This window comes from Streptomyces sp. CB02056 (assembly GCF_001905545.1).
GTDB lineage: Bacteria > Actinomycetota > Actinomycetes > Streptomycetales > Streptomycetaceae > Kitasatospora.
In genome coordinates this window covers 495161-519537 of record NZ_LIPD01000001.1, presented here as the reverse complement: position 1 = coordinate 519537, position 24377 = coordinate 495161, and the positions used below count along the sequence as shown (strand labels likewise).

At 71.7% G+C, this 24377-nt stretch carries 22 protein-coding genes and 2 riboswitches; of the genes, 8 read left to right on the top strand and 14 right to left on the bottom strand.

The genetic code is table 11. The features are described 5' to 3' along the window. Positions 1-25: 25 nt before the first annotated feature. Positions 26-1162, bottom strand: a complete 1137-nt coding sequence (locus AMK13_RS02265; RefSeq protein ID WP_049657557.1) for a glycosyltransferase family 4 protein — start codon at positions 1160-1162, stop codon at positions 26-28. Between the two features lie 216 nt (positions 1163-1378). On the opposite strand from AMK13_RS02265, the gene AMK13_RS02260 reads away from it, so the two are divergent. Further along, positions 1379-2749, top strand: a complete 1371-nt coding sequence (locus tag AMK13_RS02260) for a glycosyltransferase 87 family protein (protein WP_079271759.1) — start codon at positions 1379-1381, stop codon at positions 2747-2749. An 18-nt stretch (positions 2750-2767) separates the two neighbouring features. On the opposite strand, the gene AMK13_RS02255 is transcribed toward AMK13_RS02260, so the two are convergent. The 6 genes from AMK13_RS02255 to AMK13_RS02230 form a co-directional block, all read right to left on the bottom strand. After that, complete coding sequence (locus AMK13_RS02255; RefSeq protein ID WP_079271758.1) at positions 2768-3910, bottom strand: hypothetical protein; 1143 nt, start codon at positions 3908-3910, stop codon at positions 2768-2770. Positions 3911-3963: 53 nt separating this feature from the next. Further along, positions 3964-5010, bottom strand: coding sequence for a C40 family peptidase (locus AMK13_RS02250; RefSeq protein WP_074000894.1), 1047 nt, complete (start codon positions 5008-5010; stop codon positions 3964-3966). 227 nt (positions 5011-5237) lie between these two features. Next, entirely contained in the window at positions 5238-6353 is a 1116-nt protein-coding gene (locus AMK13_RS02245; RefSeq protein WP_074000893.1) for a C40 family peptidase, read from the bottom strand. 10 nt (positions 6354-6363) lie between these two features. After that, a riboswitch (cyclic di-AMP (ydaO/yuaA leader) is annotated at positions 6364-6517 on the bottom strand. Positions 6518-6854: 337 nt separating this feature from the next. Continuing rightward, a complete protein-coding gene (locus AMK13_RS02240) occupies positions 6855-7892 on the bottom strand; it encodes a C40 family peptidase (protein ID WP_049651829.1) in 1038 nt (345 codons plus the stop codon). A gap of 200 nt (positions 7893-8092) precedes the next feature. Next, a complete protein-coding gene (locus tag AMK13_RS02235; protein ID WP_074001186.1) occupies positions 8093-9520 on the bottom strand; it encodes an NYN domain-containing protein in 1428 nt (475 codons plus the stop codon). Positions 9521-9660: 140 nt separating this feature from the next. Next, the gene (locus tag AMK13_RS02230; protein WP_049651830.1) at positions 9661-9924 is read right to left on the bottom strand and encodes a hypothetical protein; all 264 of its coding nucleotides are present in this window, start codon (positions 9922-9924) and stop codon (positions 9661-9663) included. Between the two features lie 201 nt (positions 9925-10125). Between AMK13_RS02230 and AMK13_RS02225 the strand changes: the two genes are divergently transcribed. Both AMK13_RS02225 and AMK13_RS02220 read left to right on the top strand, forming a co-directional pair. Continuing rightward, positions 10126-10908, top strand: a complete 783-nt coding sequence (locus AMK13_RS02225; protein WP_074000892.1) for a rhomboid family intramembrane serine protease — start codon at positions 10126-10128, stop codon at positions 10906-10908. A gap of 41 nt (positions 10909-10949) precedes the next feature. Then, positions 10950-11231 (top strand): Lrp/AsnC family transcriptional regulator, encoded by a 282-nt coding sequence (locus AMK13_RS02220; protein WP_049651832.1) that lies wholly within the window; start codon positions 10950-10952, stop codon positions 11229-11231. A 3-nt stretch (positions 11232-11234) separates the two neighbouring features. On the opposite strand, the gene AMK13_RS02215 is transcribed toward AMK13_RS02220, so the two are convergent. From AMK13_RS02215 to AMK13_RS02205, 3 genes are all read right to left on the bottom strand, one after another. Next, the gene (locus AMK13_RS02215) at positions 11235-12617 is read right to left on the bottom strand and encodes an aminotransferase class V-fold PLP-dependent enzyme (RefSeq protein ID WP_049651833.1); all 1383 of its coding nucleotides are present in this window, start codon (positions 12615-12617) and stop codon (positions 11235-11237) included. A 51-nt stretch (positions 12618-12668) separates the two neighbouring features. Further along, positions 12669-12787, bottom strand: a riboswitch (SAM riboswitch). Positions 12788-12895: 108 nt separating this feature from the next. Continuing rightward, positions 12896-13972, bottom strand: coding sequence for an anthranilate phosphoribosyltransferase (trpD, locus tag AMK13_RS02210; RefSeq protein WP_107086441.1), 1077 nt, complete (start codon positions 13970-13972; stop codon positions 12896-12898). A 115-nt stretch (positions 13973-14087) separates the two neighbouring features. Beyond that, positions 14088-14513, bottom strand: a complete 426-nt coding sequence (locus AMK13_RS02205) for a hypothetical protein (RefSeq protein ID WP_049651834.1) — start codon at positions 14511-14513, stop codon at positions 14088-14090. Positions 14514-14909: 396 nt separating this feature from the next. Between AMK13_RS02205 and ctaE the strand changes: the two genes are divergently transcribed. From ctaE to AMK13_RS02180, 5 genes are all read left to right on the top strand, one after another. Continuing rightward, positions 14910-15530 carry an aa3-type cytochrome oxidase subunit III gene (ctaE, locus tag AMK13_RS02200; protein WP_049651835.1) on the top strand — a complete coding sequence of 207 codons (621 nt, stop codon included), beginning with the start codon at positions 14910-14912 and terminating at the stop codon, positions 15528-15530. A 187-nt stretch (positions 15531-15717) separates the two neighbouring features. Beyond that, complete coding sequence (qcrC, locus tag AMK13_RS02195) at positions 15718-16527, top strand: cytochrome bc1 complex diheme cytochrome c subunit (protein ID WP_049651836.1); 810 nt, start codon at positions 15718-15720, stop codon at positions 16525-16527. Positions 16528-16535: 8 nt separating this feature from the next. Continuing rightward, a complete protein-coding gene (gene qcrA, locus AMK13_RS02190; RefSeq protein WP_049651837.1) occupies positions 16536-17588 on the top strand; it encodes a cytochrome bc1 complex Rieske iron-sulfur subunit in 1053 nt (350 codons plus the stop codon). Further along, positions 17585-19246, top strand: a complete 1662-nt coding sequence (gene qcrB / locus AMK13_RS02185; RefSeq protein ID WP_074000891.1) for a cytochrome bc1 complex cytochrome b subunit — start codon at positions 17585-17587, stop codon at positions 19244-19246. Before qcrA ends, qcrB begins: the two co-directional genes overlap by 4 nt. 103 nt (positions 19247-19349) lie before the next feature. Beyond that, positions 19350-19721 carry a GntR family transcriptional regulator gene (locus tag AMK13_RS02180; protein WP_074000890.1) on the top strand — a complete coding sequence of 124 codons (372 nt, stop codon included), beginning with the start codon at positions 19350-19352 and terminating at the stop codon, positions 19719-19721. 29 nt (positions 19722-19750) lie between these two features. On the opposite strand, the gene AMK13_RS02175 is transcribed toward AMK13_RS02180, so the two are convergent. The 4 genes from AMK13_RS02175 to ctaC all read right to left on the bottom strand — a co-directional run bounded on the left by AMK13_RS02175 (position 19751) and on the right by ctaC (position 24244). Beyond that, positions 19751-21007 carry a L,D-transpeptidase gene (locus AMK13_RS02175; RefSeq protein WP_074000889.1) on the bottom strand — a complete coding sequence of 419 codons (1257 nt, stop codon included), beginning with the start codon at positions 21005-21007 and terminating at the stop codon, positions 19751-19753. A gap of 188 nt (positions 21008-21195) precedes the next feature. Continuing rightward, positions 21196-21618 (bottom strand): cytochrome c oxidase subunit 4, encoded by a 423-nt coding sequence (locus AMK13_RS02170; protein WP_049651840.1) that lies wholly within the window; start codon positions 21616-21618, stop codon positions 21196-21198. Then, positions 21618-23393 carry an aa3-type cytochrome oxidase subunit I gene (gene ctaD / locus AMK13_RS02165; RefSeq protein WP_074000888.1) on the bottom strand — a complete coding sequence of 592 codons (1776 nt, stop codon included), beginning with the start codon at positions 23391-23393 and terminating at the stop codon, positions 21618-21620. The genes AMK13_RS02170 and ctaD overlap by 1 nt, the downstream gene beginning before the upstream one ends. Then, positions 23390-24244, bottom strand: a complete 855-nt coding sequence (ctaC, locus tag AMK13_RS02160; RefSeq protein WP_049651842.1) for an aa3-type cytochrome oxidase subunit II — start codon at positions 24242-24244, stop codon at positions 23390-23392. Before ctaC ends, ctaD begins: the two co-directional genes overlap by 4 nt. Between the last annotated feature and the right edge of the window lie 133 nt (positions 24245-24377).

The following is a 24377-nucleotide window of genomic DNA, read 5'->3' as shown; positions in this document are numbered from 1 at the left end:
CCCGGGGCCCTTCGGCGTACCCGCGTCAGCCGGCCAGCAGCGAGGTCAGCCGCCCGGCCAGCAGGTCCCAGCGCCAGGAGCGCTCCACCCAGCGCCGCCCGGCCTCGCCCATCCGCCGCCGCAGCTCCTCGTCGCGCAGCAGCCGTACGATCCGCTCGGCCGCCGCCGGGGCCGAGCCGCCGGGTACCACGTACCCGGTCTCGCCCTCCAGCACCGCGTCCGGCGCGCCGCCGGAGTCCCCCGCGACCACCGGCAGGCCGGTCGCCGAGGCCTCCAGGTAGACGATGCCCAGGCCCTCGACGTCCAGCCCCCCGCGCCGGGTGCGGCACGGCATCGCGAAGACGTCCCCGGCCCCGTAGTGGGCGGGCAGCTCCTCCCACGGCACCGAGCCGGTGAACCGCACCGAGTCCCGTACGCCCGTGGCGTCCGCGAGCTTCTCCAGGTCCGCCCGGTACGGGCCGCCGCCGACGATCAGCAGCACCGCGTCCGGCACGTCGGCGAGGATCTGCGGCATCGCCTCGATCAGGGTGTCCTGGCCCTTGCGGGGCACCAGCCGGGAGACGCAGACCACCACCGGCCGGTCCGCCAGCCCGAGCCGGCGGCGCACCTCGGCGCCCCCGGAGCCCGGGTGGAAGGTCGTCTCGTCCACGCCCGGCGGCAGCTGGACCATCCGGGCCGCGGCCTGCGGCCCGACCGCGGCGGCGATCCGGGAGCGGGTGTACTCGCCCAGGTAGGTCAGCACGTCGGTGCCCGCGCCGATCCGGCGCAGCAGCTGCCGGGAGACCGGCAGCTGGGCCCAGGCGGCCTCGTGCCCGTGGGTCATGCCGAGCAGCCGCCCGGCGCCGGCCCGGCGCAGCGCGGGCGCCATCAGCCCGAGCGGGGCGGCGGCGCCGAACCAGACCGAGTCGCACTTCTCCGCGCGCAGGATCTCGGCGGCCCGCCGGGTGACCCGCGGTGTGGGAACCATCACCTTCGTCCGGTCCCGGATCACCGGGAACGGCTGCTCGGCGTCGAACCGGGCCACCTCGGTGCCGTCCCGCCAGGTCGAGGCGTAGACCACGACACTGCCTGCGGGCTGACGCACGGCCATGTTGTGCACGAAGGCCTGGATGCCACCGGGGCGGGGCGGGAAGTCGTTGGTGACGATCAAGGTTCTGTGCATCAGGCCACGGCTCGCTCGGTCGGGGGGTGCGCGGTGTACCGCTGGGTGATCCGTACGATAGGTCAACACCATGACCCACCGGGAACGGAACCGCGCACGGCAACCGTTTGACCCCCGGGTCAGTCCTAGTACCTAGGCCGTCGTCCAGCACGCGGCCCGGGCGTCCGTCGGTACGACGCCTCCGGTGGGGACGTCCGAGACGAACGAGGGAGCGCAGTGGAATTGGCCCCGGCCACCGAGCCCGGTTCTTCGCGCGGCCGCCTCGGCCGCCCGCTCGGGGCGCTCGCCGCGCTCGGCGCGACCTGGGTCGCCACCCGCGCCCTGCTGGTGCTGCTGGCGACGGGTGTGCTGAAGGCGCCCGGCGGCGACGTCACGGCGGACGTCTGGATGATCTACCACGCCTGGTACGGCGTGCTCCAGACCGGCACCTTCCCGTTCGACGACGTGACCTGGCAGTACCCGCCGGGCGCCGCCCTGGTGATCCTGCTGCCGGGCCTGCTGCCCTGGTCGTACCTGGTCTCGTTCTGGGTGATCTGCGGGATCGCCGACGCCGCCGCGGCCGCGCTGCTGGTGCGCACCGGCCTGCGCCGGGGCCGGGCGCTGACCGGCGCCTGGATGTGGGTGGTGGGTGTCCCGCTGCTCGGCCCGATGATCTACAACCGCTTCGACGTCATCGTCACCGCGGTCGCCCTGGCCGGCCTGCTGGCGCTGATCCGCCGCCCGGCGGTCGGCGGGCTGCTGCTGGGCCTGGGCGGCATCGTCAAGATCTGGCCGCTGATCGGCCTGATCGGCACCCCTTCCGGCCGCCGCACCCGCCGCTCCTGGACGCTGGCGGCGGCCACCGCCGTCTCGATCGGCTTCCTGCTGACGGCCGGGATGAACGGCGCCTTCGAGTTCCTGGCGTTCCAGAAGGACCGCGGCATCGAGGTGGAGTCGCTCGGCGCGCTGCCGCTGCACTTCGCCCGGATCGCCGACGCCTGGGACGGCAAGGTCACCATGAACTACGGCTCCCCTGAGATGCTCGGGCCGTGGGTCGACGTGATCAGCAAGGTCATGCTGGCCGGCACCCTGCTGGGCTTCGCCTGGCTGCTGCTGTGGCGCTACACCTCCAAGCGCCGCAGCGCGGCCACCATGTACGACGCCGCGCTGTGCGCGCTGCTGATCTTCGTGGTGACCAGCCGGGTGATCAGCCCGCAGTACCTGGTCTGGCTGGTCGGCGTCGCGGCGGTCTGCCTGACCGTGCGCAACAGCAGCCAGCGGCCGGTGGCGGTGCTGATCCTGCTCGCCTGCCCACTGACCCTGGTCGAGTTCCCGACCATGTTCACCCAGGTCCTGGCCAGCGAGCCGGCGGCGGTCGCCGTCCTGGCCGCGCGCAACCTGCTGCTGCTGGCCGCCGCCGTGCTCTCCTGCGTGCGGCTCTGGCGCTCCACCCGCGGCGAGGCGCCGCTGCCGCCGACCGTGGTGCTGGACCGCGAGCCCGCCGCGCTGCCGTCCGCCGGCTACCCGGTGCGCCCGGGCATCGCCTACGAGCAGGACCTGCTGGACGGCATCGACCACCCGGGCACCCCGGCCGAACAGCGCCGCTGACCGGCCCTCCGCGGCCGGTCAACCCTTCAGTGCCGCCACCTGCTCCAGCCAGAGCCGGGTGAACTCCGCCAGGCCGACGCCCAGTTCGCGGCGCATCAGCCGGTCGGTGCGGCGCTCCCGGTCCTCGCCCTGCCCGTCGGCCGCGCCGATCGCCCGGTAGAAGGCGACCAGCCGCTGCGGCCCGTGGGTGCGGCCGATCAGCTCGCAGGCCAGCCAGGACTGCTCGTAGGCCTGGGCGATGCCGGTGGCCCCGGCGGCGAAGTCCCGGTCGGCGGGCAGCGCGGCGGGCAGCTTCCCGGCGGCCACGTCCCGGGCCAGCTCGGGCGCGATCTGCTGCGGGCCGCGGCCCGAGTCCCGGTACGCCGTCCAGTCGGCGACGCCCTCGGAGAGCCACAGCGGGGTCCAGGCCCGGGTGTCGTCCCTGGTCGCGACGTGGGTGGCCTCGTGGGTGACCACCACCTGGCGGCCGAAGCCGCTGAGCCGCCCGTACGCCTCCGGGTTGACCAGCACCCGGTCCGCCGGGGTGTGCCAGGGCGCGCCGGGGGCGGCCACGGTGACCGCCGCCATGCCCGTCCAGCCGGCCGGGTCACCCTCCAGCAGCCGGGCGAACTGCTCCTCGGTGGCCGGCCGCTCCAGCAGCAGCCGCTCCGGCCAGGCACCGCCCCAGACCTCGGTGACGGCTGGCACCGCCCGGTCCCCCACCGCGACCAGCTCGGCCTGGTCGGGTCCCGCGGCCGGCCCGACCACCAGGCAGTGGGCGCCCGGCGAGGACCGGAGCGGCCCGAAGTCCCACGGCGCGGGCGGCCCGGACGCGCTCTCCTCGCGCTCGACCCGCCAGCCGTCCCCGGCCCGTACCAGCCCGATCCGGCGCGGGTACACCACCGGGTGCTCGTCGTACCCGGCGATCCGCACCGCCAGGTCGGCGGCGGCGGTCACCCGCTCCCCGCCGGCGGCGCCGAGCACCAGGTTGCGGTACCCGGCCTCGGCCACCGGCAGCCCGGCCCAGGGCGGGGCCGAGCGCGCCCGCTCCGCCAGCGCGGCGGCCACCTCGGCGCGCCGGTCCACCGGCCGCGCCGCGGGCGCCGGCGGGGCGGCCGGCGGCAGCGACAGCTGGGCCAGCCCGCCGGCCGCGAGCAGCAGCGCGCCCCGCCGGGACAGCACGCGGCGGGGGCGACGTATGGCGGCGGGTCCGGCGGGGCCGGACGGCGGGGCGCTCAGAGCCGGACCACCCCGGAGACCGGCATGGCGGTGACGCTCTCGTAGCGGACCCTGGCGCCCGGGCGTGGGGCGTGCACGATCACGCCGCCGCCGGCGTACATGCCGACGTGGTGCATGTCCCGGTAGAAGATCACCAGGTCTCCCGGTCGCGCTTCGGACAGGCTGATCCGCTGCCCAGCGTACGCCTGGGCCTGCGAGGTGCGCGGCAGGGTCACTCCGGCCTGCCGCCAGCTGTAGTACATCAGACCGGAGCAGTCGAACGCGTGCGGGCCGGTGGCCCCGTAGACGTACGGGGAGCCGATCATCCGCACCGCGGCGGCCAGCGCGGCCGCCCCGCGCTCGGAGGCGGGCGGGGCGGTGCCGAGGTCCAGCCGGTCGGTGCCCCGGGTGGCGCGCTGCTCGGCGTCCCGGGCGTCCTGGACCGCCAGCCGGGCCCGCTCGACGGCGCCCAGGCCGTTCAGCAGCTTCTGCGCCCCGGCCAGCCGCTGCTGGACCTGCTGTTTGCTGTCGGCGAGCGAACGCCGGGTCCGGTCCAGCTCGGCGAGCTTGTCGGCCGCCTCGGTGCGGCGCTGGTCGAGCCGGCGCTGGCGGGTGATCAGCTCGTGCAGGGTCTCCTGCTTGCGCACGGCGGCCTGGCCCTGGGTGCGGGCGCGGGCCAGGTAGCCCTCCGGGTCGGGCGAGAGGATGAGCTGGGCGGTCTGGGTCATCCCGCCGCCGCGGTACTCGGCCCCGGCCACCATCGCCAGGTCGCCGCGCAGCCCGTTGAGCTGGTCCTGGGCGAGGGCGATCTCGCCCTGGAGGATCGTGGTCTCGCCCTGGAGCCGCCGCTGGGCCTCCTGCGCGGCGTTGAACCTCTCGGACGCCTGCTCGGCCTCGTCGTACAGCTGCTCGACCTGCGTCTTGACGTCCTGATGGTCGCCCGGGTCGGGGCTGGCGGGGGCCGCCTGGGCGCTGCCTCCGGTGGCCGCGCCCAACGCGGTGGCGGCGGCCGCGGTCAGCACCAGCGCCCGGGTGAGCAGTTGGGAACGGCGGTGCACGGGCATGGCGGCAGCGGCTCCAATCCTGCGGCGCGGCCCCCGCCGCCGCACCGGGACGGGCGGCCGTCGAGCGGGAGTCCGGTGGCAGACGTTAGCGAGTCCGGGCAAGCGAGTCCAAACCCCTCCCAACCCGAATATTCACTCCCTAATCGGACATCAGATCGAGCCGCCGGAAAAGCCGCAGGCCCGGCCTCCCCTGGGGGAGACCGGGCCTGGAGACGTCCGAGCGGGGATCAGACCCGCACGATGCCGGTCAGCGGCATGTTGGTGACCGCCTCGTAGCGCACCGACGCGCCCGGCTTGGGAGCGTGCAGCACCTGGCCGTTGCCGGCGTAGATGCCGACGTGGTGGGCGTCGGTGTAGAAGATCAGCAGGTCGCCGGGCTGGGCCTTGGAGAGGTCCGTCCCGAGCCGGGTGCCGGCCGAGGCCTGCGCCTGCGAGGTGCGCGGCAGCGACACGCCGGCCTGGTTGTACGCCCAGACCATCAGACCGGAGCAGTCGAAGGAGCCCGGGCCGGTGGCGCCCCAGACGTACGGGCTGCCGATCTTGGAGGCGGCGGCGGACAGCGCGGCGGCACCGCGCGAACTGCCGGGGGCCACGTTCACCGGAGCGGTGGTCGTGGGGGCCGAGAGGCTGCTGCGGCTGTTGTCGCGGGAGGCGCGGTCGGCCTGCTGCTGCTGGGCCTGGGCGGCGTCGGCCTTGGCCTTGGCCTCGGCGGCGGCCTTCTCCTCGGCCTGGCGCAGCGCCTGGCGGTCCTGCTCGGTCAGCGTGTTGAGCAGGTCCTGGGCCGCCTTCAGCTTGCCCTGGACCTCGTCCTTGGAGGCCTTCAGCTGCTGGGTGGTCGACTCCAGCTCGGCGAGCTTGCCCTGGGCCTCGTTGCGGTCCTGGTCGAGCTTGCGCTGCTGCTCCTGGAGCTCCTTCAGCTGACCCTTCTGGGTGCTGCCGGCCTGGTTCAGCGCGTCGGCCTGGCTGAGGAAGCTGTCCGGGCTGGAGGAGAACATCAGCTGGACGGTGGGGGATATCCCCCCGTTGCGGTACTGCTCGCCGGCGATCTCGGCGAGGCCGCCCTGGAGCTCGGTGACCTGGGCCTGCTGACGGGCCACCTGGTCCTGCAGGCCGGAGACCTGCTTCTCCAGGTCCTGCTGCTTGGCCTGGGCGGCGTTGTAGTTCTCGGTCGCGACCTCGGCCTGCTCGTTGAGCTGGTCGACCTGCCCCTTGACCTGTTCCTTGGTCGGCTGCGGGTCCGCGTGGGCACCCTGCGCGGAGAGGACGACGGCTGCGGCGGCGACGCCGGTCAGGATCGAGACCCGGGCGCGGCCGGCGGGCTTGGGACGACGATGGGACGCCACGAAGGCGGACTCCTTCTTCCTACGGCCGCCTACCGGGTGAGCTGACGGGTTCGGGCCGGAAGCATGCCCTACGACGCCTCACGGCCGTTCCACCGGCCGACCTGGCGCCGATTCACCCCGGAGGAACGTGGTTCCCCGGCTCCGCTCCGCAGCGCCCCCTACCACTGGGCTCCCCTGTCGGACAGTCGCTTCGACCTGTCCCGCTGCCTTGCGAACTCGACGGTAACCACCGCCGCCACCCTGGCTGGGCGATCGACAGTGCGGTGGTTCGGAGCATGACCCTAGTAACTGAACCGTGATCGGTTCAAATCCTTGTCAGAAAAAAGACAGAAGATTACCCAAGTTCCTTTGTGAAAATGACCGATGGTGACCATTGACGCACACAAGGCTGATCGGTTCTCACCATGTGGTCGTCGAAGGGCCGGAAACCCGAAACGCCACCCCGAACGGGGGTGGCGCTTTTCACAGGCCCCCGCGGGAGCCCCCGGGCGTGTCGGTCCGTCAGACCCGGCGGATGGTGTTGATCGACATCGCGTCGGCCTTCATCACCTTCACCACGTCGCCGGTGTGCGGCGCGTGGACCACCATGCCGTTGCCGATGTACATCCCGACGTGGTGCATGTCGGGGCCGTAGATCACCAGGTCGCCCGGCTGGGCCTGGTCCAGCGAGGGGATCCGGGTGCCGTAGTGGCCCTGCTCCTGCGAGGTGCGCGGCAGCGAGACGCCCGCCTGCCCGTACGCCCAGACCATCAGGCCCGAGCAGTCGAAGGTGGTCGACCCGGTGGCGCCCCACACGTACGGCGAGCCCTGCTTGCTCATCGCCTTGGCCAGCGCCGTGGCCGCGTAGCCGCTGGCCGGCGGCAGGCTGCCGAGGTCGACCCGGTCGCTGCCGCGCGAGGCGCGGTCGTCCTGCGCCTGCTGGGCCCGCAGCGCCGCGCGGTCGGCGGAGCTCAGCGAGTTCAGCAGGTCCTGGGCGGCCTTCAGCTTGGTGTTGACGTCCGACTTGGCCTGGTTCAGGTCCTTGGTGGTGGTGTCCAGCGAGGCGAGCACGGCGGCCGCCTCGGTCTTCTCCTGGTCCAGCCGGCGCTGCTGGTCCAGCAGCCCCTTGAGCGCCTCGGCCTGACTGGTGCTGGCCTGCTGGACGGTGGAGGCCTTGTCCAGGTAGCCGGACGGGTCCGAGGAGAGCATCAGCTGGACGGACGGGTCGATGCCGCCGCTGCGGTACTGCTCGCCCGCCACCTCGGCGAGGCCGCCCTGGAGCTGGGTCATCTGCTCCTGGCCGCGGGCCACCTGGTCCTGCAGCTGGTCGGCCTGCTTGCGCAGCTGGTCGGCCCGCTCCTTGGCGCCGTTGTACTTCTCGGCCGCCTGCTCCTGCTCCTCCTGGAGCTGGTCGATCTGCGCCTTGACGTCCGTCTTGTTCGGCTGCGGCGCGGCGTGCGCGGCCACCTGGGCGGAGAGGGCGACCGCGGTCGCAGCGGCCGCGGTGAGCACGGAGATCCGTGCGCGGCTCGGCTGCTTGGGACGGCGGTGGGAGGCCAAGGGACCGGCTCCTTCTTCCAACGGGCTCACCTGATGGGATGAGATTCCGGAAAATAGGTTTGACGCCAGACCCTAGTGAAGATCTATCCGTTTTGCCACTCCCCCGAAGGCGTGAACTCCGGTCCCCACACTGACTTCACCGGACTCGCACAATGCTCCGAAACAGGCCCTGACCAGGCATCATGCGAACCTCCCCGGGTTCAGGGCCGGGCCAGCCGGTTCAGCAGCAGCACCGACGCCACGGGGCGCGCGCCCGCCTTCCGCACGCCCTCCGCGACCTCCCGGTCGGTGGACACCACCACCACCGGACGGCCCTGCGGCTCGGCCCGCACCAGACGGCGGATCAGCTCGTCGGCCGTCTCCCCGGTCCGGCTGAACCGCACCCGGACCCCGCGCGGCGGCGCCATGATCACCGGGACGTCCAGGTCCTGCCCGTCGAACACGCAGGTGACCTCGGCCTGGGTCCGCTGGGCCAGCATCGCCAGCCCGCCCAGCAGCCGGATCCGCTGCTGCTCCAGCGGCAGCGTCGGATAACCGGTCTTGGTCACGTTGTAGCCGTCCACCACCAGGTGCACCTGGGGGATCGCCAGCAGCTGGTCCAGCAGCGCCGGATCGTCCTCGGCCAGCCCGCGCCGGGCCACGTCGTGCGGCGAGGCCGCCCCCGGCACCACCGCCTCCACCAGGTCCGCCGGGCGGATCTGGGCGACCGGCAGCGCCAGCTCCCGCTGGAGCCCCTGGGCCGACTGCAGCACGGTGTCCAGCAGCAGCCGCAGCCGCATGTCCTCGACGCTGCGCCCCTCGCGGGCCGAACGGCGGCCCTGCTCGGCCGCGTTCTCCAGCTCCAGGACCCGGTGCCGGAGCCGGCGCGCCTCGCTCTCGGCCGCGCCGCGCTCGGCCGCGGCCTGCGCCTTCAGCGCGTCCAGCTCGCCGGCCACCCGGCGGGTCTCGGCCTGCGCCCGGCGGGTGTCGCTCTCCAGCGACCGCACCCTCTTGCGCAGCGACTCGGCCTCTCTGCGGACGCCGTCGGACTCGGCCCGCTGCCGGTCCGCGTCCGCCCGCGCGGAGGCCCGCACCTCGGCCAGCTCGGCCTGCAGCTTCTCCACCAGCCGGACCGCCTCCGCGGCCGCGTCCTCGGCACCGGCCCGCTCGGCCTCCTCGCCGGCCTCGGCCACCAGCCGGCTCCAGCCCGTCGAACGCACCAGGTAGGCGGCGGCCGCGACGTCCATCGGATCGGCCGCGCTCGGGACGGTGCCCGACTCCAGCGCCTTCACCAGGTCCGGCTGCCCGAGGCGCAGCCGCTCCGCTATCCGCACCCGGAAGGCCGGCTCCGCCTCCAGCGCCGCCGCCAGCGCGGTGGCCGCGTACTTGGCCCGCCGCGCCGGGGTGAACTTGACGTACTGACGCAGGCTCTGCGGGAGCTCGGCCGGCGGCACCCCGCCGAGCGCGTCCGAGGCCAGGCCGACCACCCGACGGCGCACGCCCTCGGGCAGCGGCCGGTCGAGCTTCTCGACGGCACGCTCCGCCGCGGACCCGGAGGCGCCGTCCGCCGTCCCGGCAGCCTCGGCCGGGGCCTCGGCCGCAGCGGGCTGAAGCCCCTGGGCTGCGCCGGGCTCCTTCGCTGCGTCCACCACGTCCTCGGCTCCGATCCTGGTCCAGCGGGGCACGGCCGCGGCCGCCCCCGTCGGCACGCTCCGTGCGTCCTGTTCTGTATTGTCCCGTGCGGCGCGGGCGGGTGCGCCGCGCACCCACCCCGCCGCCGCGGCGGGGATCAGCCCTGGTCGGCGGGGGCCTGCGTCTCCTCGGCGCCCGGACGGGCCACCAGCTCGACCTGGTCCACCGCGTTGCACCAGCGGCAGCGCACCGACTCGACGGTCTCGCTCAGCACCTCGGTCTCCTCGACCTTGGACTCGCCGGCCAGGTCGAAGTGCAGGAACTCGGTCACCCGCGCGGTGCGGGTCACGTCGAAGCGGGTGAGGTTGCCGCACAGGGTGCAGCGCCAGCGCGTCTCGGCGGTCAGAGCGGGGACGGTCATCGGGGGTCCTCTCGGGTGGTCCCTGGGTGGGGCAGGCGCTCCCCCCGGAGCCCCGGCGTCGGCGGCGGGAGGCGGGAATGCCCGCCCCAAGCCTATTGCCTGGGGCAACCGTCGCGACCACCGGTTGCCTGAACACCCGGGCTAGTCCACCTGCCGTAAACCGCCGTGTCACCTGCGGCGCCCGGAGGGATGCTTGGCCGCATGGCGCTCGCGGTCCCCGACCACACCGCCGCCCGGGGCGGCCGCCCGGCGGCGACCGCCCCCGTGGTCAGCTACGCCCTGATCGCCCTCAACACCCTGGTCTTCCTGCTCGGCCCGGCCGCGGGGCTCAACCCGCTGTACGGCACGGGCCAGGCCCGGGTCTGCGCGGAGCAGCGGTACGAGCAGCGCTGGGGCGCCGTCCCGGCCGAGGTGCTGGCCGGACGGCCGCTGACCGCCGGACAGCTCGCCGAGGCCCCCGACCCGGTCCCCGGCTGCCCGGCCGCCCCGACCCCGGGCAAGCGCCCGGCGCTGTCCGTCCTCACCGGGCTCTTCCTGCACGCCGGCTGGCTGCACCTGCTCGGGAACCTGCTCTTCCTCCAGGTCTTCGGCCCCACCGTCGAACGGCGGCTGGGCCGGGCCCGGTACGCCGTCTTCTACCTGGCCGCCGGCAGCCTGACCACGTACGGCTTCGCGCTCGCCGAGGCGCACTCGCCGAACTCCACCCGGGTGCTCATCGGGGCCTCCGGGGCGATCGCCGCCGCCCTCGGGGCCTACCTGCGCCTCCACCCCCGGGCCCGGGTGACCACCCTCGTCCCGCTGCTGTTCTTCCTGCCGCTGCGCTTCCCGGCCTGGCTGGTGCTCGGCCTCTGGTTCGTCCTGCAGTGGTGGTCGGTGCACGCGGCCGGCCCCGGGGTGGCGTACCTGGTCCACGTGATCGGCTTCTCGGCCGGGTTCCTCTACGCCTGCACCGTGGTCCGCCACCCCCCGCGACGACCGGGCTGACGCCCGATACGCTGGCGGCACCCCACAAAGGAGCCCGAACTGTGATCACCGCCATCGTCCTGATCAAGACCAGTGTCGACCGCATCCCGGAGATCGCCGAATCCATCGCCGCCATCGACGGCGTGAGCGAGGTCTACTCGGTGACGGGGGGCTACAACCTGGTGGCGATGGTGCGGGTGCGCCGGCACGACGACCTGGCCGAGGTCATCCCGGGCCGGCTCAACAAGGTCCCGGGCGTGGCCCACACCGAGACCCAGATCGCCTTCCGCACCTACTCCCAGCACGACCTGGAGGCCGCCTTCGCCCTCGGCCTGGACGAGTAGCGGTCAGCCCTCGGCGCGCCGGCCCCGCTCGACCTGCACGGTGGCGACGCAGCGCCCGCCCTCGTTGCGGTAGTTCCACGCCGCGCCCTCCGTGACCAGCTCCCGGACGGCGGTCAGGAAGCGGTCGACGTGCTCGTCCGGCGTCCCGGCGCCGAAGCTCACCCGGATCGCGTTCAGGCTGCGCTCGCCCGGCAGCGACGGCTCGGGCGCACCACACTCGGACGGTGCCTCGTCCTCGTCGCCCAGCAGCGTGCGCACCAGCGGGTGGGCGCAGAACAGGCCGTCGCGCACCCCGATGCCGTACTCGGCGGACAGCGCGGCGGAGAAGTGCGAGCTGTTCCAGTCCCGGACGACGAAGGACAGCACGCCCACCCGGGCGGAGCCCTCGCCGAACAGGTTCAGCACCTTGACCTGCGGGATCTCGGCCAGCCCGGCCGTCAGCCGGGCGATCAGCTGCTGCTCGCGGGCCTCCAGCCCGTCGAAGCCGGCCTCGGTCAGCGCCCGGCAGGCCGAGGCGATCGCGTAGGCGCCGATGACGTTCGGCGAGCCGGCCTCGTGCCGGGCCGGGCCGGTGTGCCACTGCACGGCCACCGAGCCGTCGGCCTCCCGGGCCACCGTCCGGGTCGCCCCGCCGCCGGCCAGGTACGGCTCGGCCGCGTCCAGCCAGTCCGCCCGGCCGGCCAGCACCCCGGCGCCGAACGGCGCGTAGATCTTGTGGCCGGAGAAGGCGATCCAGTCGACGTCCAGCTCGCGCACCGAGACCCGGTGGTGCGGCGCCAGCTGGGCGGCGTCCAGCACCACCCGGGCGCCGTGCCGGTGCGCGGTCGCGGTCAGCTCGGCGACCGGCCACAGCTCGCCGGTCACGTTGGAGGCGCCGGTGACGCAGAGCAGCTTGGGGCCCTCGGGCGCCTCGGCGAGCGCGGCGTCCAGCGCGGCCACCGCCTCGGCCCGCGAGCGCGGCGCCCGCAGGTAGGTGACGTCCAGTCCGGCGTGCGCCCAGGGCAGCAGCGAGGCGTGGTGCTCGGTCTCGAAGGCGAACACCCGGGTGCCGGCCGGGACGGCGGAGGCCAGCAGGTTGAGCGAGTCGGTGGTGGCCCGGGTGAAGACCACCTGGTCGCCCTCGCGCAGGTCGAGGAACTCGCCGACGGTGCGGCGGCTCTGCTCGAACAGGTCGGTGGACAGCTGGGAGAGGTACCCGGCCCCGCGGTGGACGCTGCCGTAGTACGGCGCGTAGGCGGCGACGTCGTCCCACACCCGCTGGAGCGCCGGCGAGCTCGCCGCGTAGTCGAGCGCCGCGTAGCCGACCTTCTCACCGCTGGCGAGCGGGACCTGGACGTCGGCGCCGAGGACGGCGAGCGGGGTGCGGATTTCGGTGGCCAGAGACATGGGGATGCACTCCTTCTGGGGCAAGGGACCCCGGGAGTGCTAGTCGTCGGGCGTCCGCGCTTGTCGCACGGACGGCTTGCCGTGACGACCCGGTCCTCACCCAGGGCACCCCGCCACGGACGGAGGGTTGCCGGACAGCCAGCTGGGGCTTCGCGCTGTCACTCATGACCTGGCGAAGACTCTAGGCCGGGTCCACCGGGTGGTCAAACGGGCATCCAGCATCCGGACAGCACGGGAGCCCGCACCGGCGTACCGGCACGGGCTCCCCAACTACCGCCTCAGGCCCGGCTGGTGGCCTCCGACCAGCGCCGCAGCAGGTCCTGCGCGGCACCGGAGTCGATCGCCTTCGCGGCCCGCTCCATGCCGGCCGCCAGCTGCTCGGTGAGCGGCGCGTCGCCCAGTTCCAGCGCGACCAGCGCCGCCGCCGTGTTCAGCAGGACGGCGTCCCGCACCGGCCCGTGCTCGCCGGCCAGCAGCCGCCGCGCGACCTCGGCGTTGTACGAGGCGTCCGCCCCGCGCAACGCCTCGATGCCGACCAGCTCGATGCCCACGTCCCGCGGGTCGAAGGTGGACTCGGTGACGACCCCGTCGCGCACCAGCCAGACCTGCGAGGTGGTGGTGATGGTCAGCTCGTCCAGCCCGTCGTCGCCGCGGAAGACCAGCGCGGTGGCGCCCCGCCGGGCCAGCACCCCGGCGATCAGCCCGGACAGCCGGGTGTCGAAGCAGCCGATGGCGTGCGCGGTGACCTTGGCCGGGTTGGTCAGCGGACCGAGGATGTTGAAGGCGGTCGGCACCCCGAGGTCGCGCCGCGCGGTGGCGGCGTGCCGCATCGAGGGGTGGAACTTCGCCGCGAAGCAGAAGGTCAGCCCGACCTCCTCGGCCACCTCGGCGACCCGCCGGGGGGAGAGGTCCAGCGCCACCCCGAGCTTCTCCAGCACGTCCGAGGAGCCGCTGGTCGAGGAGGCCGACCGGTTGCCGTGCTTGACCACCTTGGCGCCGGCGGCCGCCGCGACGATCGCCGACATGGTGGAGATGTTGACGGTCTTCGCCCGGTCCCCGCCGGTGCCGACGATGTCCACCGCCGGGCCGGGGATCTCCAGCGGCTCGGCGTGCGCGTACATCGCGTCGACCAGGCCGGCGATCTCCTCGACCGACTCGCCCTTGGCCCGCAGCGCGATCATGAACCCGGCCACCTGGACGGGGGACGCCTCGCCGCTCATGATCCGGTCCATCGCCCACGCGGTGGACGAGCGGTCGAGGTCCTCCCCCTGCAACAGTGCCGCCAGGAGGTCCGGCCAGGTGCGGACCACCTGCGCGGGGTCGCTACCGCCGTTCGCAGGGTTCACGTTCACCATGGCTGACTCCAGCTGTTGTCGGTTCCCCGCTCCGGGGACGTCCGTACGGATGGAGCCAGCCTATCGAGCGGAGCGCCCGCTTCTACCCCTGTCTTTCCTACTCCTGGCGCGGATTTCAGCGGACTGCCGGAGTCCGCTTCGCCAGCCGGTCCCGCAGCAGGGTGGCGACCGCCCCGGCCAGCGCCACCGGCTCCACCGGACGGGAGATCGCGGCGTCGGCCCGGCTCCAGGCGGCCAGCCAGGAGTCCTGCGGCCGGCCGATCAGCACCAGGACCGGCGGGCAGCCGTAGATCTCGTCCTTGAGCTGGCGCCCGAGGCCCAGCCCGCCGGCCGGAACGGCCTCGCCGTCCAGCACGCAGAGGTCCACTCCCCCCTTCTCCAGTGCCTTGAGCACCGCGGGGGTGGTCGCGCACTCCAGGTAGGACAGTTCCGGAAGGTCCTCGGCAGGGCGGCGGCCGAGCGCCGTCAGCACCTGCTCGCGGGTGTTGCGGTCGTCGCTGTAGACGAGGACGGTGAGCGTCTCATCGGTCGTGTACGCCATGGGCCCTGCTCCCTCAAGTGTGATCCGGACCACGTTCGCCTGATCCGGATGCTACTCCCGATCACCCTCCGCCGAGTCCCCCTCGCGCACGTTCCTCCTCAAGCCGCCGCGCCCTGGACTCACCCGCCTGGAGGACGGCCCGTCACCCGACCCCGCCCGGTCCACCCGTACGGCTCACCCGGGCGCCTTCCCCCCTACCTCCCTCGGCTACTCCGACCGTGCACCGGCGCGCCGGGCAACGGGGTCCAAGCTCCTCCGAGGAACCATCAGAAAAGGGACACGCCGCTGCTCACCCCCCGTACGGGCACCCCGTCGCCCCCCAAGCGGGCATACCGCACGCACCGGACACTCCGAGGGACACCCCCCGACGTGAAGACGGAATAAGGGACCGACATAATGTCCGTCGTGGCGACAGCAACAGCAGTAGAAACCGGGCACGCGCACGGATCGGTCAACCGGCCGAACATGGTCAGCGTCGGAACGATCGTCTGGCTCAGTTCCGAGTTGATGTTCTTCGCGGCCCTCTTCGCGATGTACTTCACGCTCCGCTCCGTCAAGGGGCCGGAGTTCTGGACCGAGAAGGCCCACGCCCTCAACGTGCCCTTCTCCTCGGTCAACACCACGATCCTGGTGCTCTCCTCGCTGACCTGTCAGCTCGGCGTGTTCGCCGCCGAGCGCGGAGACGTGAAGAAGCTCCGGGCGTGGTTCATCCTCACGTTCGCCATGGGCGCGGTCTTCATCGGCGGCCAGGTCTTCGAGTACACCGAGCTGGTCAAGAAGGACGGCCTGTCGCTGTCCTCCGACCCGTACGGCACGGTGTTCTACCTGACCACCGGCTTCCACGGGCTGCACGTGACGGGTGGTCTGATCGCCTTCCTGCTGGTCCTGGGACGGACGTACGCAGCCAAGCGCTTCACGCACGAGCAGGCCACCGCCGCGATCGTCGTGTCGTACTACTGGCACTTCGTCGACGTCGTGTGGATCGGCCTGTTCGCGACCATCTACCTGATCAAGTAACCAGCTGATCAGGTCGCTGGCCACCGGCTGCGGCCCCCGCCCTCACCGGCGACGGGCCGCTTCTGCCGGTGCCGACGCTCCCACCGACCGACCGCGCGCGCAGCCCTAGACAGGCAGCCTCGTGCCGGCCAGACCGGCCGCCGGGTGCACCCACCAGTCGACCAGATCCTGACACCGGGGTTATTCCGTGAAAAAGCTCTCCGCACGACGGCGCCACCCATTGGCGGCGCTGGTCGTCCTACTTCTCGCCCTGGCGGCAACCGGGGGGCTGTACGCCGCGTTCGCGCCCGCCGACAAGGCGCAGGCCGACGTCGCCGCGCAGTCGCTCGCGATCGATGAGGGCAAGAAGCTCTTCGCCGTGGGCTGCTCCTCCTGCCACGGCCTGAACGGCCAGGGCAGCAGTGACGGTCCGAGCCTGGTCGGCGTCGGCTCCGCCGCTGTCGACTTCCAGGTCGGCACCGGCCGCATGCCGGCCCAGCAGCCCGGCGCCCAGGTCCCGCGCAAGAAGAACATCTACTCGCAGGCGGAGATCGACCAGCTCGCCGCCTTCGTCGCCTCCCTCGGTCCCGGCCCGGTGACCCCGACGGAGGAGCAGTTCACCTCGACCAACCCCGAGGACGTCTCCAAGGGTGGCGAGCTGTTCCGCACCAACTGCGCCCAGTGCCACAACTTCGCCGGCCAGGGTGGTGCCCTGACCAAGGGCAAGTACGCCCCCTCGCTGGAGGGCGTGGACGCCAAGCACATCTACGAGGCCATGCAGACCGGCCCGCAGAACATGCCGTCGTTCCCGGACACCACCATGCCCGAGGAGCAGAAGAAGCAGATCGTGGCCTTCGTCCGCCACACCACCAACGATGAGCCCAACCCCGGCGGTCTCACCCTGGGCAGCCTCGGTCCGGTGACCGAGGGTCTGTTCGGCTGGATCTTCGGCCTCGGCACGCTCATCGCGGTCGCGATCTGGGTCGCCGCCCACACCACCAAGGCCAAGAAGTCATGAGCCACGACATGTCAGAAGAGAAGCTCCCGGAGCCGCACGGCTCCGCCGGCGAGGTGGCCGACCACGGCAGCCCGTTCGCCGACCCGGGCCTGCCGGCCCACGAGCCCCGTCGCACCGACATCGACGAGAAGGCCGCGTCGCGTGCCGAGCGCCAGGTCTCGCTGATGTTCGTGGTCTCGATGCTCGCCACCGTCGGGTTCATCGCCTCGTACGTGGCCATCGACCCGGACAAGATCGTCTACATCTTCCCGCTCGGTCACGTCAGCGCGCTGAACTTCGCGCTCGGCCTGACCCTGGGCGTCGCGCTGTTCATGATCGGCGCGGGTGCGGTCCACTGGGCCCGCACGCTGATGTCGGACGTCGAGCTGCCCGCCGAGCGTCACCCGATCGAGGCCTCCGACGAGGTCCGCAACGACGTCATCGAGCAGTTCAAGACCGGTGCCGCCGAGTCCGGCTTCGGCCGCCGCAAGATGATCCGCAACACCCTGATCGGCTCCATGGCGCTGGTCCCGCTCTCCGGCGTGGTCCTGCTCCGTGACCTTGGCCCGCTTCCCGAGAAGAAGCTCAAGGAGACCGGTTGGAAGGAGGCGACCGAGACCAAGCCGCTGCAGCTCATCAACATGAACACCATGCAGCCGATGAAGCCCGAGGACATCATCGTCGGCTCGCTCACGTTCGCCATGCCGGAGGGCCTGTCCACGCACAGCGAGGACTTCCAGCAGCGGATCGCCAAGGACGCCCTGATGCTGGTCCGCATCGCGCCCGAGGACATCAAGGACGACAAGTCCAAGGAGCTGGGTTTCGAGGGCATCCTCGCCTACTCCAAGATCTGCACCCACGTCGGCTGCCCGATCAGCCTGTACGAGCAGCAGACCCACCACGCGCTCTGCCCCTGCCACCAGTCGACCTTCGACCTGGCGGACGGCGCCCGCGTGATCTTCGGCCCGGCCGGCCACCCGCTGCCGCAGCTGAAGATCATCACTGACGAGAAGGGCAACCTGGTCGCCACCGGCGACTTCGCGGAGCCCGTCGGCCCGAGCTACTGGGAGCGTGCTCGATGAGTAGCGCGAGCAGCACCACGACCGGTGCCGCCAAGCCCTCCAGCACGCGTGAAAAGCCCGCCAACAAGTGGGAAGCCGCGGCTGACTGGACTGACGGCCGGCTGGGGATCTACTCCCTCGCCAAGGCCAACCTGCGGAAGATCTTCCCGGACCACTGGTCCTTCATGCTGGGCGAGATCTGCCTCTACACCTTCGTCATCATCATCCTGACCGGTGTCTACCTGACGCTGTTCTTCAAGCCCTCGATGGCCGAGGTCGTCTACGACGGCTCGTACGTGCCGCTCAAGGGCATCCCGATGTCGGAGGCCTACGCCTCCACGGTGGACATCAGCTTCGAGGTCCGCGGCGGTCTGCTGATCCGGCAGATCCACCACTGGGCCGCCCTGGTCTTCGTGGCCGCGATGCTCGTCCACATGATGCGCGTGTTCTTCACCGGCGCGTTCCGCAAGCCGCGTGAGATCAACTGGGTCTTCGGCTTCCTGCTGCTGATCCTGGGCATGTTCGACGGCTTCTTCGGCTACTCCCTGCCGGACGACCTGCTGTCGGGCACCGGTATCCGCTTCATGGAAGGCGCGATCCTCGCCGTCCCGCTGATCGGCACCTACGTCCAGATGTTCCTGTTCGGGGGCGAGTTCCCCGGCCACGACATCGTGCCGCGGTTCTTCACCATCCACGTGCTGCTGATCCCGGGCATCATGCTCGGCCTGCTGGTGGCCCACCTGATCCTGGTCTTCTACCACAAGCACACCCAGTGGGCGGGCCCGGGCAAGACCGAGAAGAACGTCGTCGGCATGCCGCTGATGCCGGTCTACATGGCCAAGGCCGGTGGCTTCTTCTTCCTGGTGTTCGGCCTCATCGCCGTCATCTCGGCGATCGCCACGATCAACCCGATCTGGGCGTACGGCCCGTACCGTCCCGACCAGGTGTCCACGGACGCCCAGCCCGACTGGTACATGGGCTTCTCCGAGGGCCTGATCCGGATCATGCCCGGCTGGGAGATCAGCGTCTGGGGCGGCCACACCCTCAACCTGGGTGTCATGGTCCCGCTGGCGATCTTCCCGCTGGTCCTGGTCTCGATCGCGGCCTACCCGTTCATCGAGGGCTGGATCACCGGCGACAAGCGCGAGCACCACATCCTGGACCGCCCGCGCAACGCCCCGGTCCGCACCGCCCTGGGCGCCGCCTGGATCAGCCTCTACCTGATCCTGCTGATGGCCGGTGGCAACGACCTGTTCGCCACCCACCTGCACCTGTCGATCAACTCGGTCACCTACTTCGTCCGCGTCGGCTTCTTCGTCGTCCCGGTCGTCGTCTTCATCATCACCAAGCGCTGGTGCCTCGGCCTCCAGCGCCGTGACAAGGAGAAGGTGCTGCACGGCCGCGAGTCGGGCGTCATCAAGCGCCTGCCGCACGGCGAGTTCGTCGAGGTGCACACCCAGCTGCCGCAGAAGGACCTGTACAAGCTCACCGCGCACGACCAGAACCAGCCGGTCGAGCTGCCGGCCCAGACGGACGAGAACGGCGTGGCCCGCAAGGCCGGCGTCGTCACCCGCACCCGGGCCAAGCTCTCCCGCGGCTTCTACGGCGAGGGCAGCCAGATCCCCAAGCCGACCGCCGAGGAGCACCACGAGATCACCAGCGGCCACGGCCACCACTGATCCCGTAGGCACCACCGCGTCACCCCGAGGGCCGCTGACCAGAGTTCTGGTCGGCGGCCCTCGGGCTTTCCCGTACCCGCCGCCCGCGTCCTCAGGAGCCCCCGTGCAGCTGTCCGTCGACCCCGCCTCGGCCACTCCCCCGTACGAGCAGATCCGCGCCCAGATCGCCGACCGGGCCCGCTCCGGCGAGCTGCCGACCGGGCTGCGGCTGCCCACCGTCCGCGCCCTGGCCGAGGAGCTGGGGCTGGCGGCCGGCACCGTCGCCCGGGCCTACCGCGAGCTGGAGGCGGACGGCGTGGTGGAGACCCACGGCCGGCGCGGCACGCTGATCGCCGCCACCGGGGACGCCGCGCACCGGCTGGCCGCCGAGGCCGCCGCCGAGTACGCCGCCCGGGCGAGCCGCCTGGGCGTCTCTCGCGCGGAGGCCCTGGCCGCCGTGGACACCGCCCTGCGGCTGGCCTACCCGCAGGGCTGAGCGCCCCCCGGAGGGGGCCTCAGGGGGTCTCAGAGCTCGGGGCGGACCATCCCGGCGGCGGGGGCCTGGGAGGCCGGTGCGGTGGTGCTGACGGGCTGTCCGGAGGCGCTGTGCTTGACCCAGTCCGTCCAGGCGATGTTCCAGTCCCCGAAGCCGTTGCCGAAGGGCTCCATCCGGCCGCCGCGGCTGTTCACCACCGTCACCAGGTCCCCCACCCGGGTGTGCTGGAAGAACCACTCGGCGTTGCCGGTGCTCATGCCGGTACAGCCGTGGCTGACGTTCTCGACGCCCTGCGAGCCGACCGACCAGGGCGCCGCGTGGACGTACTCGCCGCTCCAGGTCACCCGGGTGGCCCAGAGCACGTCGAGGTCGTAGGACTCCGTGCTGCCCGGCGCTATCCCGATCGTCTCGCCGTTCATCCGGACCGACCGCTCCTGGCCGAGCACCACCTTGACGCCGTTGCGGGTGTCGAAGCCGGGCTTGCCGGTGGTGACCGGGATGGTCCGCAGCGCCTCGCCGTCACGCTTCAGGGTGAGCTCGTGGGCGGCCGCGTCGATCACCGACTCCACCCGCTCGCCGATCCGCAGCTTCAGCGAGCTGCGGTCACCGCCGTACAGGCCGTCGGCGATCCGGCTGCCGGTGCCGTCGAAGGCCAGTGAGACGGTCGTCCCGGCCGGCCAGTAGTCCTCCGGACGGAAGTGCAGGTTCTTGTCGTCCACCCAGTACCAGGCGCCGGTGACGGCGGGCTGGGAGCCGACGGTCAGGGCGCGCTCGACCTCCTGGCGGGCCTGGGGGTCCTTCACCGCCTCGGAGAGCTCCACGGTGAGCGGCTGGCCCACCCCGTAGACGCCGCTGCCGGAGGAGTCCGGGCCGAGCTTGGCGGTGAGCAGGCGTTCGGCGGCGAGGGTGCTGAAGCTCGCGGTGGTGTCGCCGCGGCCGCCCTTGCCGTCGTCGGCGGAGATCCGCACCGTGTACGCGGTGGCGGCCTTCAGCCGGCCGGTGGTCTGCCAGCTGCGCTGGTCCTCGGCGAGCTTCCCGGCGACCACCCGGCCGTCCGGGCCGACCACGGTGACGTCGGTGAGCCGGCTGTCCTGGACGGCCGTCACGGTGACCGGCTGGGAGGGGTCGGCCTTGGCGTCCGCCGAGAGGTGGACCAGCGGGGCCGCGTCGACCCGGTGCGGTCCGACCGGCTCCTCGTCCCGGGCCGTGCAGCCGGCCAGCGGGGCCAGCACGGCGAGGGCCAGCGAGATGCCGCCGAGAGCTGCGATTCCGCGCCTGTCGGCCATGGCCGCCTCCGAAGGTTTCGCACGATTGATCAGATCGTAGGAACGCCCCCGGTGAAGCGACATCCGAGGGACATCCGGTTCACCCAGCTGAGTGAGGCCGTCATCCCGGGGACGCAGCGGCGTCCGGGAACGCGGCAGGGCCGGTCCCCCCGTACGGGAGGACCGGCCCTGGTGCACGAGCGCGAACCCTACTGGTTCTGGTTCTCGCCGCGGTAGAACTCGAAGACCCATCCGAAGATGCCGATCATGATGATCGGGGCGGCCCAGAACATCAGCCACCAGCCGAAGATCACGCCCAGGAAGGCGAGCGCGCCACCGAGCGCCAGCGAGAGCGGCTGCCAGCTGTGCGGGGCGAAGAAGCCCAGCTCGCCGGAGTCGTCCGCGACCTCGGCCTCGGGGTTGTCACCCGCGCCGCTGTCCACCCGGCGGGCGGTGAAGGCGAGGTAGTACCCGATGAAGGCGCACAGCGCGAAGGCCAGGAACAGCGCCGTGGTACCGGCGGCCTCCAGACCCGGGCCGTTGGTGTCGGAGTTGGTCCACAGGCCGTAGGTGATGGCCATGGCCAGCACGAAGACCGACAGGCCCAGGAAGATCTTTCCCTGTTCCTTCATCAGGCGTCGCCCTCCTTGTTGCCCTTGCCCAGCTTCGGGGCGTCGTACTTCGCCGGGGTCACGCCGGCGAGGTGCTTGGCCGGCTCACCGTGGTTCTCCAGGTAGTCCAGCGCGGCGATCTCCGGGTGGTGGAGGTCGAAGGCCGGGGATTCGGAGCGGATCCGCGGGAGGGTGAGGAAGTTGTGCCGCGGCGGCGGGCAGGAGGTCGCCCACTCCAGCGAGCGGCCGAAGCCCCACGGGTCGTCCACGGTGACCTTCTCGCCGTACTTGGCGGTCTTCCAGACGTTGTAGAGGAACGGCAGGATCGACAGGCCGAGCACGAAGGAGCCGATGGTCGAGACGGTGTTCAGGGTGGTGAAGCCGTCCGAGGCCAGGTAGTCGGCGTAGCGGCGGGGCATGCCCTCCGCGCCGAGCCAGTGCTGCACCAGGAAGGTGGTGTGGAAGCCGAAGAACAGCGTCCAGAAGGTGATCTTGCCGAGGCGCTCGTCCAGCATCTTGCCGGTCATCTTCGGCCACCAGAAGTGGAAGCCGGCGAACATCGCGAACACGACGGTGCCGAAGACCACGTAGTGGAAGTGGGCGACGACGAAGTACGAGTCCGAGACGTGGAAGTCGATCGGCGGGGAGGCCAGCAGGACACCGGTCAGACCACCGAAGAGGAAGGTGACCAGGAAGCCGACCGTCCAGAGCATCGGGGTCTCGAAGCTCAGCGAGCCCTTCCACATGGTGCCGACCCAGTTGAAGAACTTCACACCGGTCGGGACCGCGATCAGGAAGGTCATGAACGAGAAGAACGGCAGCAGTACCTGTCCGGTGACGTACATGTGGTGCGCCCACACCGTCACGGACAGACCGGCGATCGCGATGGTGGCCGCGATCAGGCCGGAGTAGCCGAACATCGGCTTGCGGCTGAAGACCGGGATGATCTCCGACACGATGCCGAAGAACGGCAGCGCGATGATGTACACCTCGGGGTGGCCGAAGAACCAGAACAGGTGCTGCCAGAGCATCGCCCCGCCGTTGGCCGGGTCGAAGACGTGGGCACCGAACTTGCGGTCCGCCTCCAGGGCGAACAGCGCGGCGGCCAGCACCGGGAAGGCCAGCAGGACCAGCACCGAGGTCAGCAGGACGTTCCAGACGAAGATCGACATCCGGAACATCGTCATGCCCGGAGCGCGCATGCAGATGATCGTGGTGATGAAGTTGACCGCACCGAGGATCGTGCCGAAGCCGGAGAAGGCCAGACCCATGATCCACATGTCGCCGCCGACGCCGGGCGAGTGCACCGCGTCGGACAGCGGGGAGTAGGCGAACCAACCGAAGTCGGCGGCGCCGTTCGGGGTCACGAAGCCGGCCACCGCGATGGTCGAGCCGAAGAGGTACAGCCAGTACGCGAACATGTTCAGACGCGGGAACGCCACGTCCGGTGCGCCGATCTGGAGCGGCATGATCCAGTTCGCGAAGCCGGCGAAGAGCGGCGTCGCGAACATCAGCAGCATGATCGTGCCGTGCATCGTGAACGCCTGGTTGAACTGCTCGTTCGACAGGATCTGGGTCCCGGGACGAGCCAGCTCGGCACGCATGACCAGGGCGAGGATGCCACCGATCAGGAAGAAGGCGAACGACGTGCCCAGGTACAGGGTGCCGATCGTCTTGTGGTCGGTGGTGGTCAGCCACTTGATGATGGTGGAACCCGGCTTCCGGGTCCGCTGCGCCCCGACCGTGACGGCATCGGCGCCCCCGCCGGCCGCGGCGGGCTCGTTGAGGATGGTCACTTCTCTTCACTTCCCATGCCGATGAGGCCGGAGGGCACCCAGCCGTTCTGGCCCTTGGCGCGAAGCTCGGCCAGGTGCTTGTCGTAGTCGGCGCGGTCGACGACCTTGACGTTGAACAGCATGCGCGAGTGGTCGACGCCGCAGAGCTCGGCGCACTTGCCCATGTACTCGCCCTTGACGGTCGGCGTGACCTCGAACTTGTTCACCACGCCCGGCACGACGTCCATCTTCATCATGAAGTTGACGGGCCAGAAGTCGTGGATGACGTCACGCGAGGTGAGGCGGAACTGCACCGACTCGTTGACCGGCAGCCACAGCGTCGGAACCTCCTTGGGGGTTCCGACGTCGTACGCGGCGTCCTTGTTGGCCGGGTCGGGGGTCTCGGTGTTCTCGTAGTTGAACGCCCAGCTCCACTGGAAGCCCACCACGTTGACGTAGTGCTGCGGCTTCTCGGAGGTGGCCGTCAGCTTCGACTCGTCGCGGGCGACGAAGTAGAAGAGGACCGAGACGATGATGATGGGGACCGCGGTGTAGAGCGCCTCGATGGGCACGTTGTACCGGGTCTGCGGGGGGACCTCCACACCGGTGCGCTTGCGCCGGTGGAAGATCACGCTCCAGATGATCAGACCCCACATCAGTACGCCGACCACCAGCGCCGCGATCCAGGAGCCCTGCCACATCTGGAGGACCATGGGCCCTTCCTTGGTGACGGGGCTCGGGAGGCCAAGCCTGGGGAGGTCGTTGGCCGAGCAGCCGGTGGCGGTCGCGATGACGAGGCCCAGTGCCAGCGCCTGAGGCAGCTTCCGCCGCATCGTGCGCCGCGGCGAGCGGTCGGAGCCGTTGGGACTCACGTAGCGCCTTCCCGAAGTCTCGCCCGCCTTCGCGTCGCCCCGGGGAGGAGTGTGAGCCTCCCCGGCGACCCGTCCACGGGCACGGTTTGAATGCTTATGCGGGCCAAACCCTACTCCAGCCTTATGCGCTCCT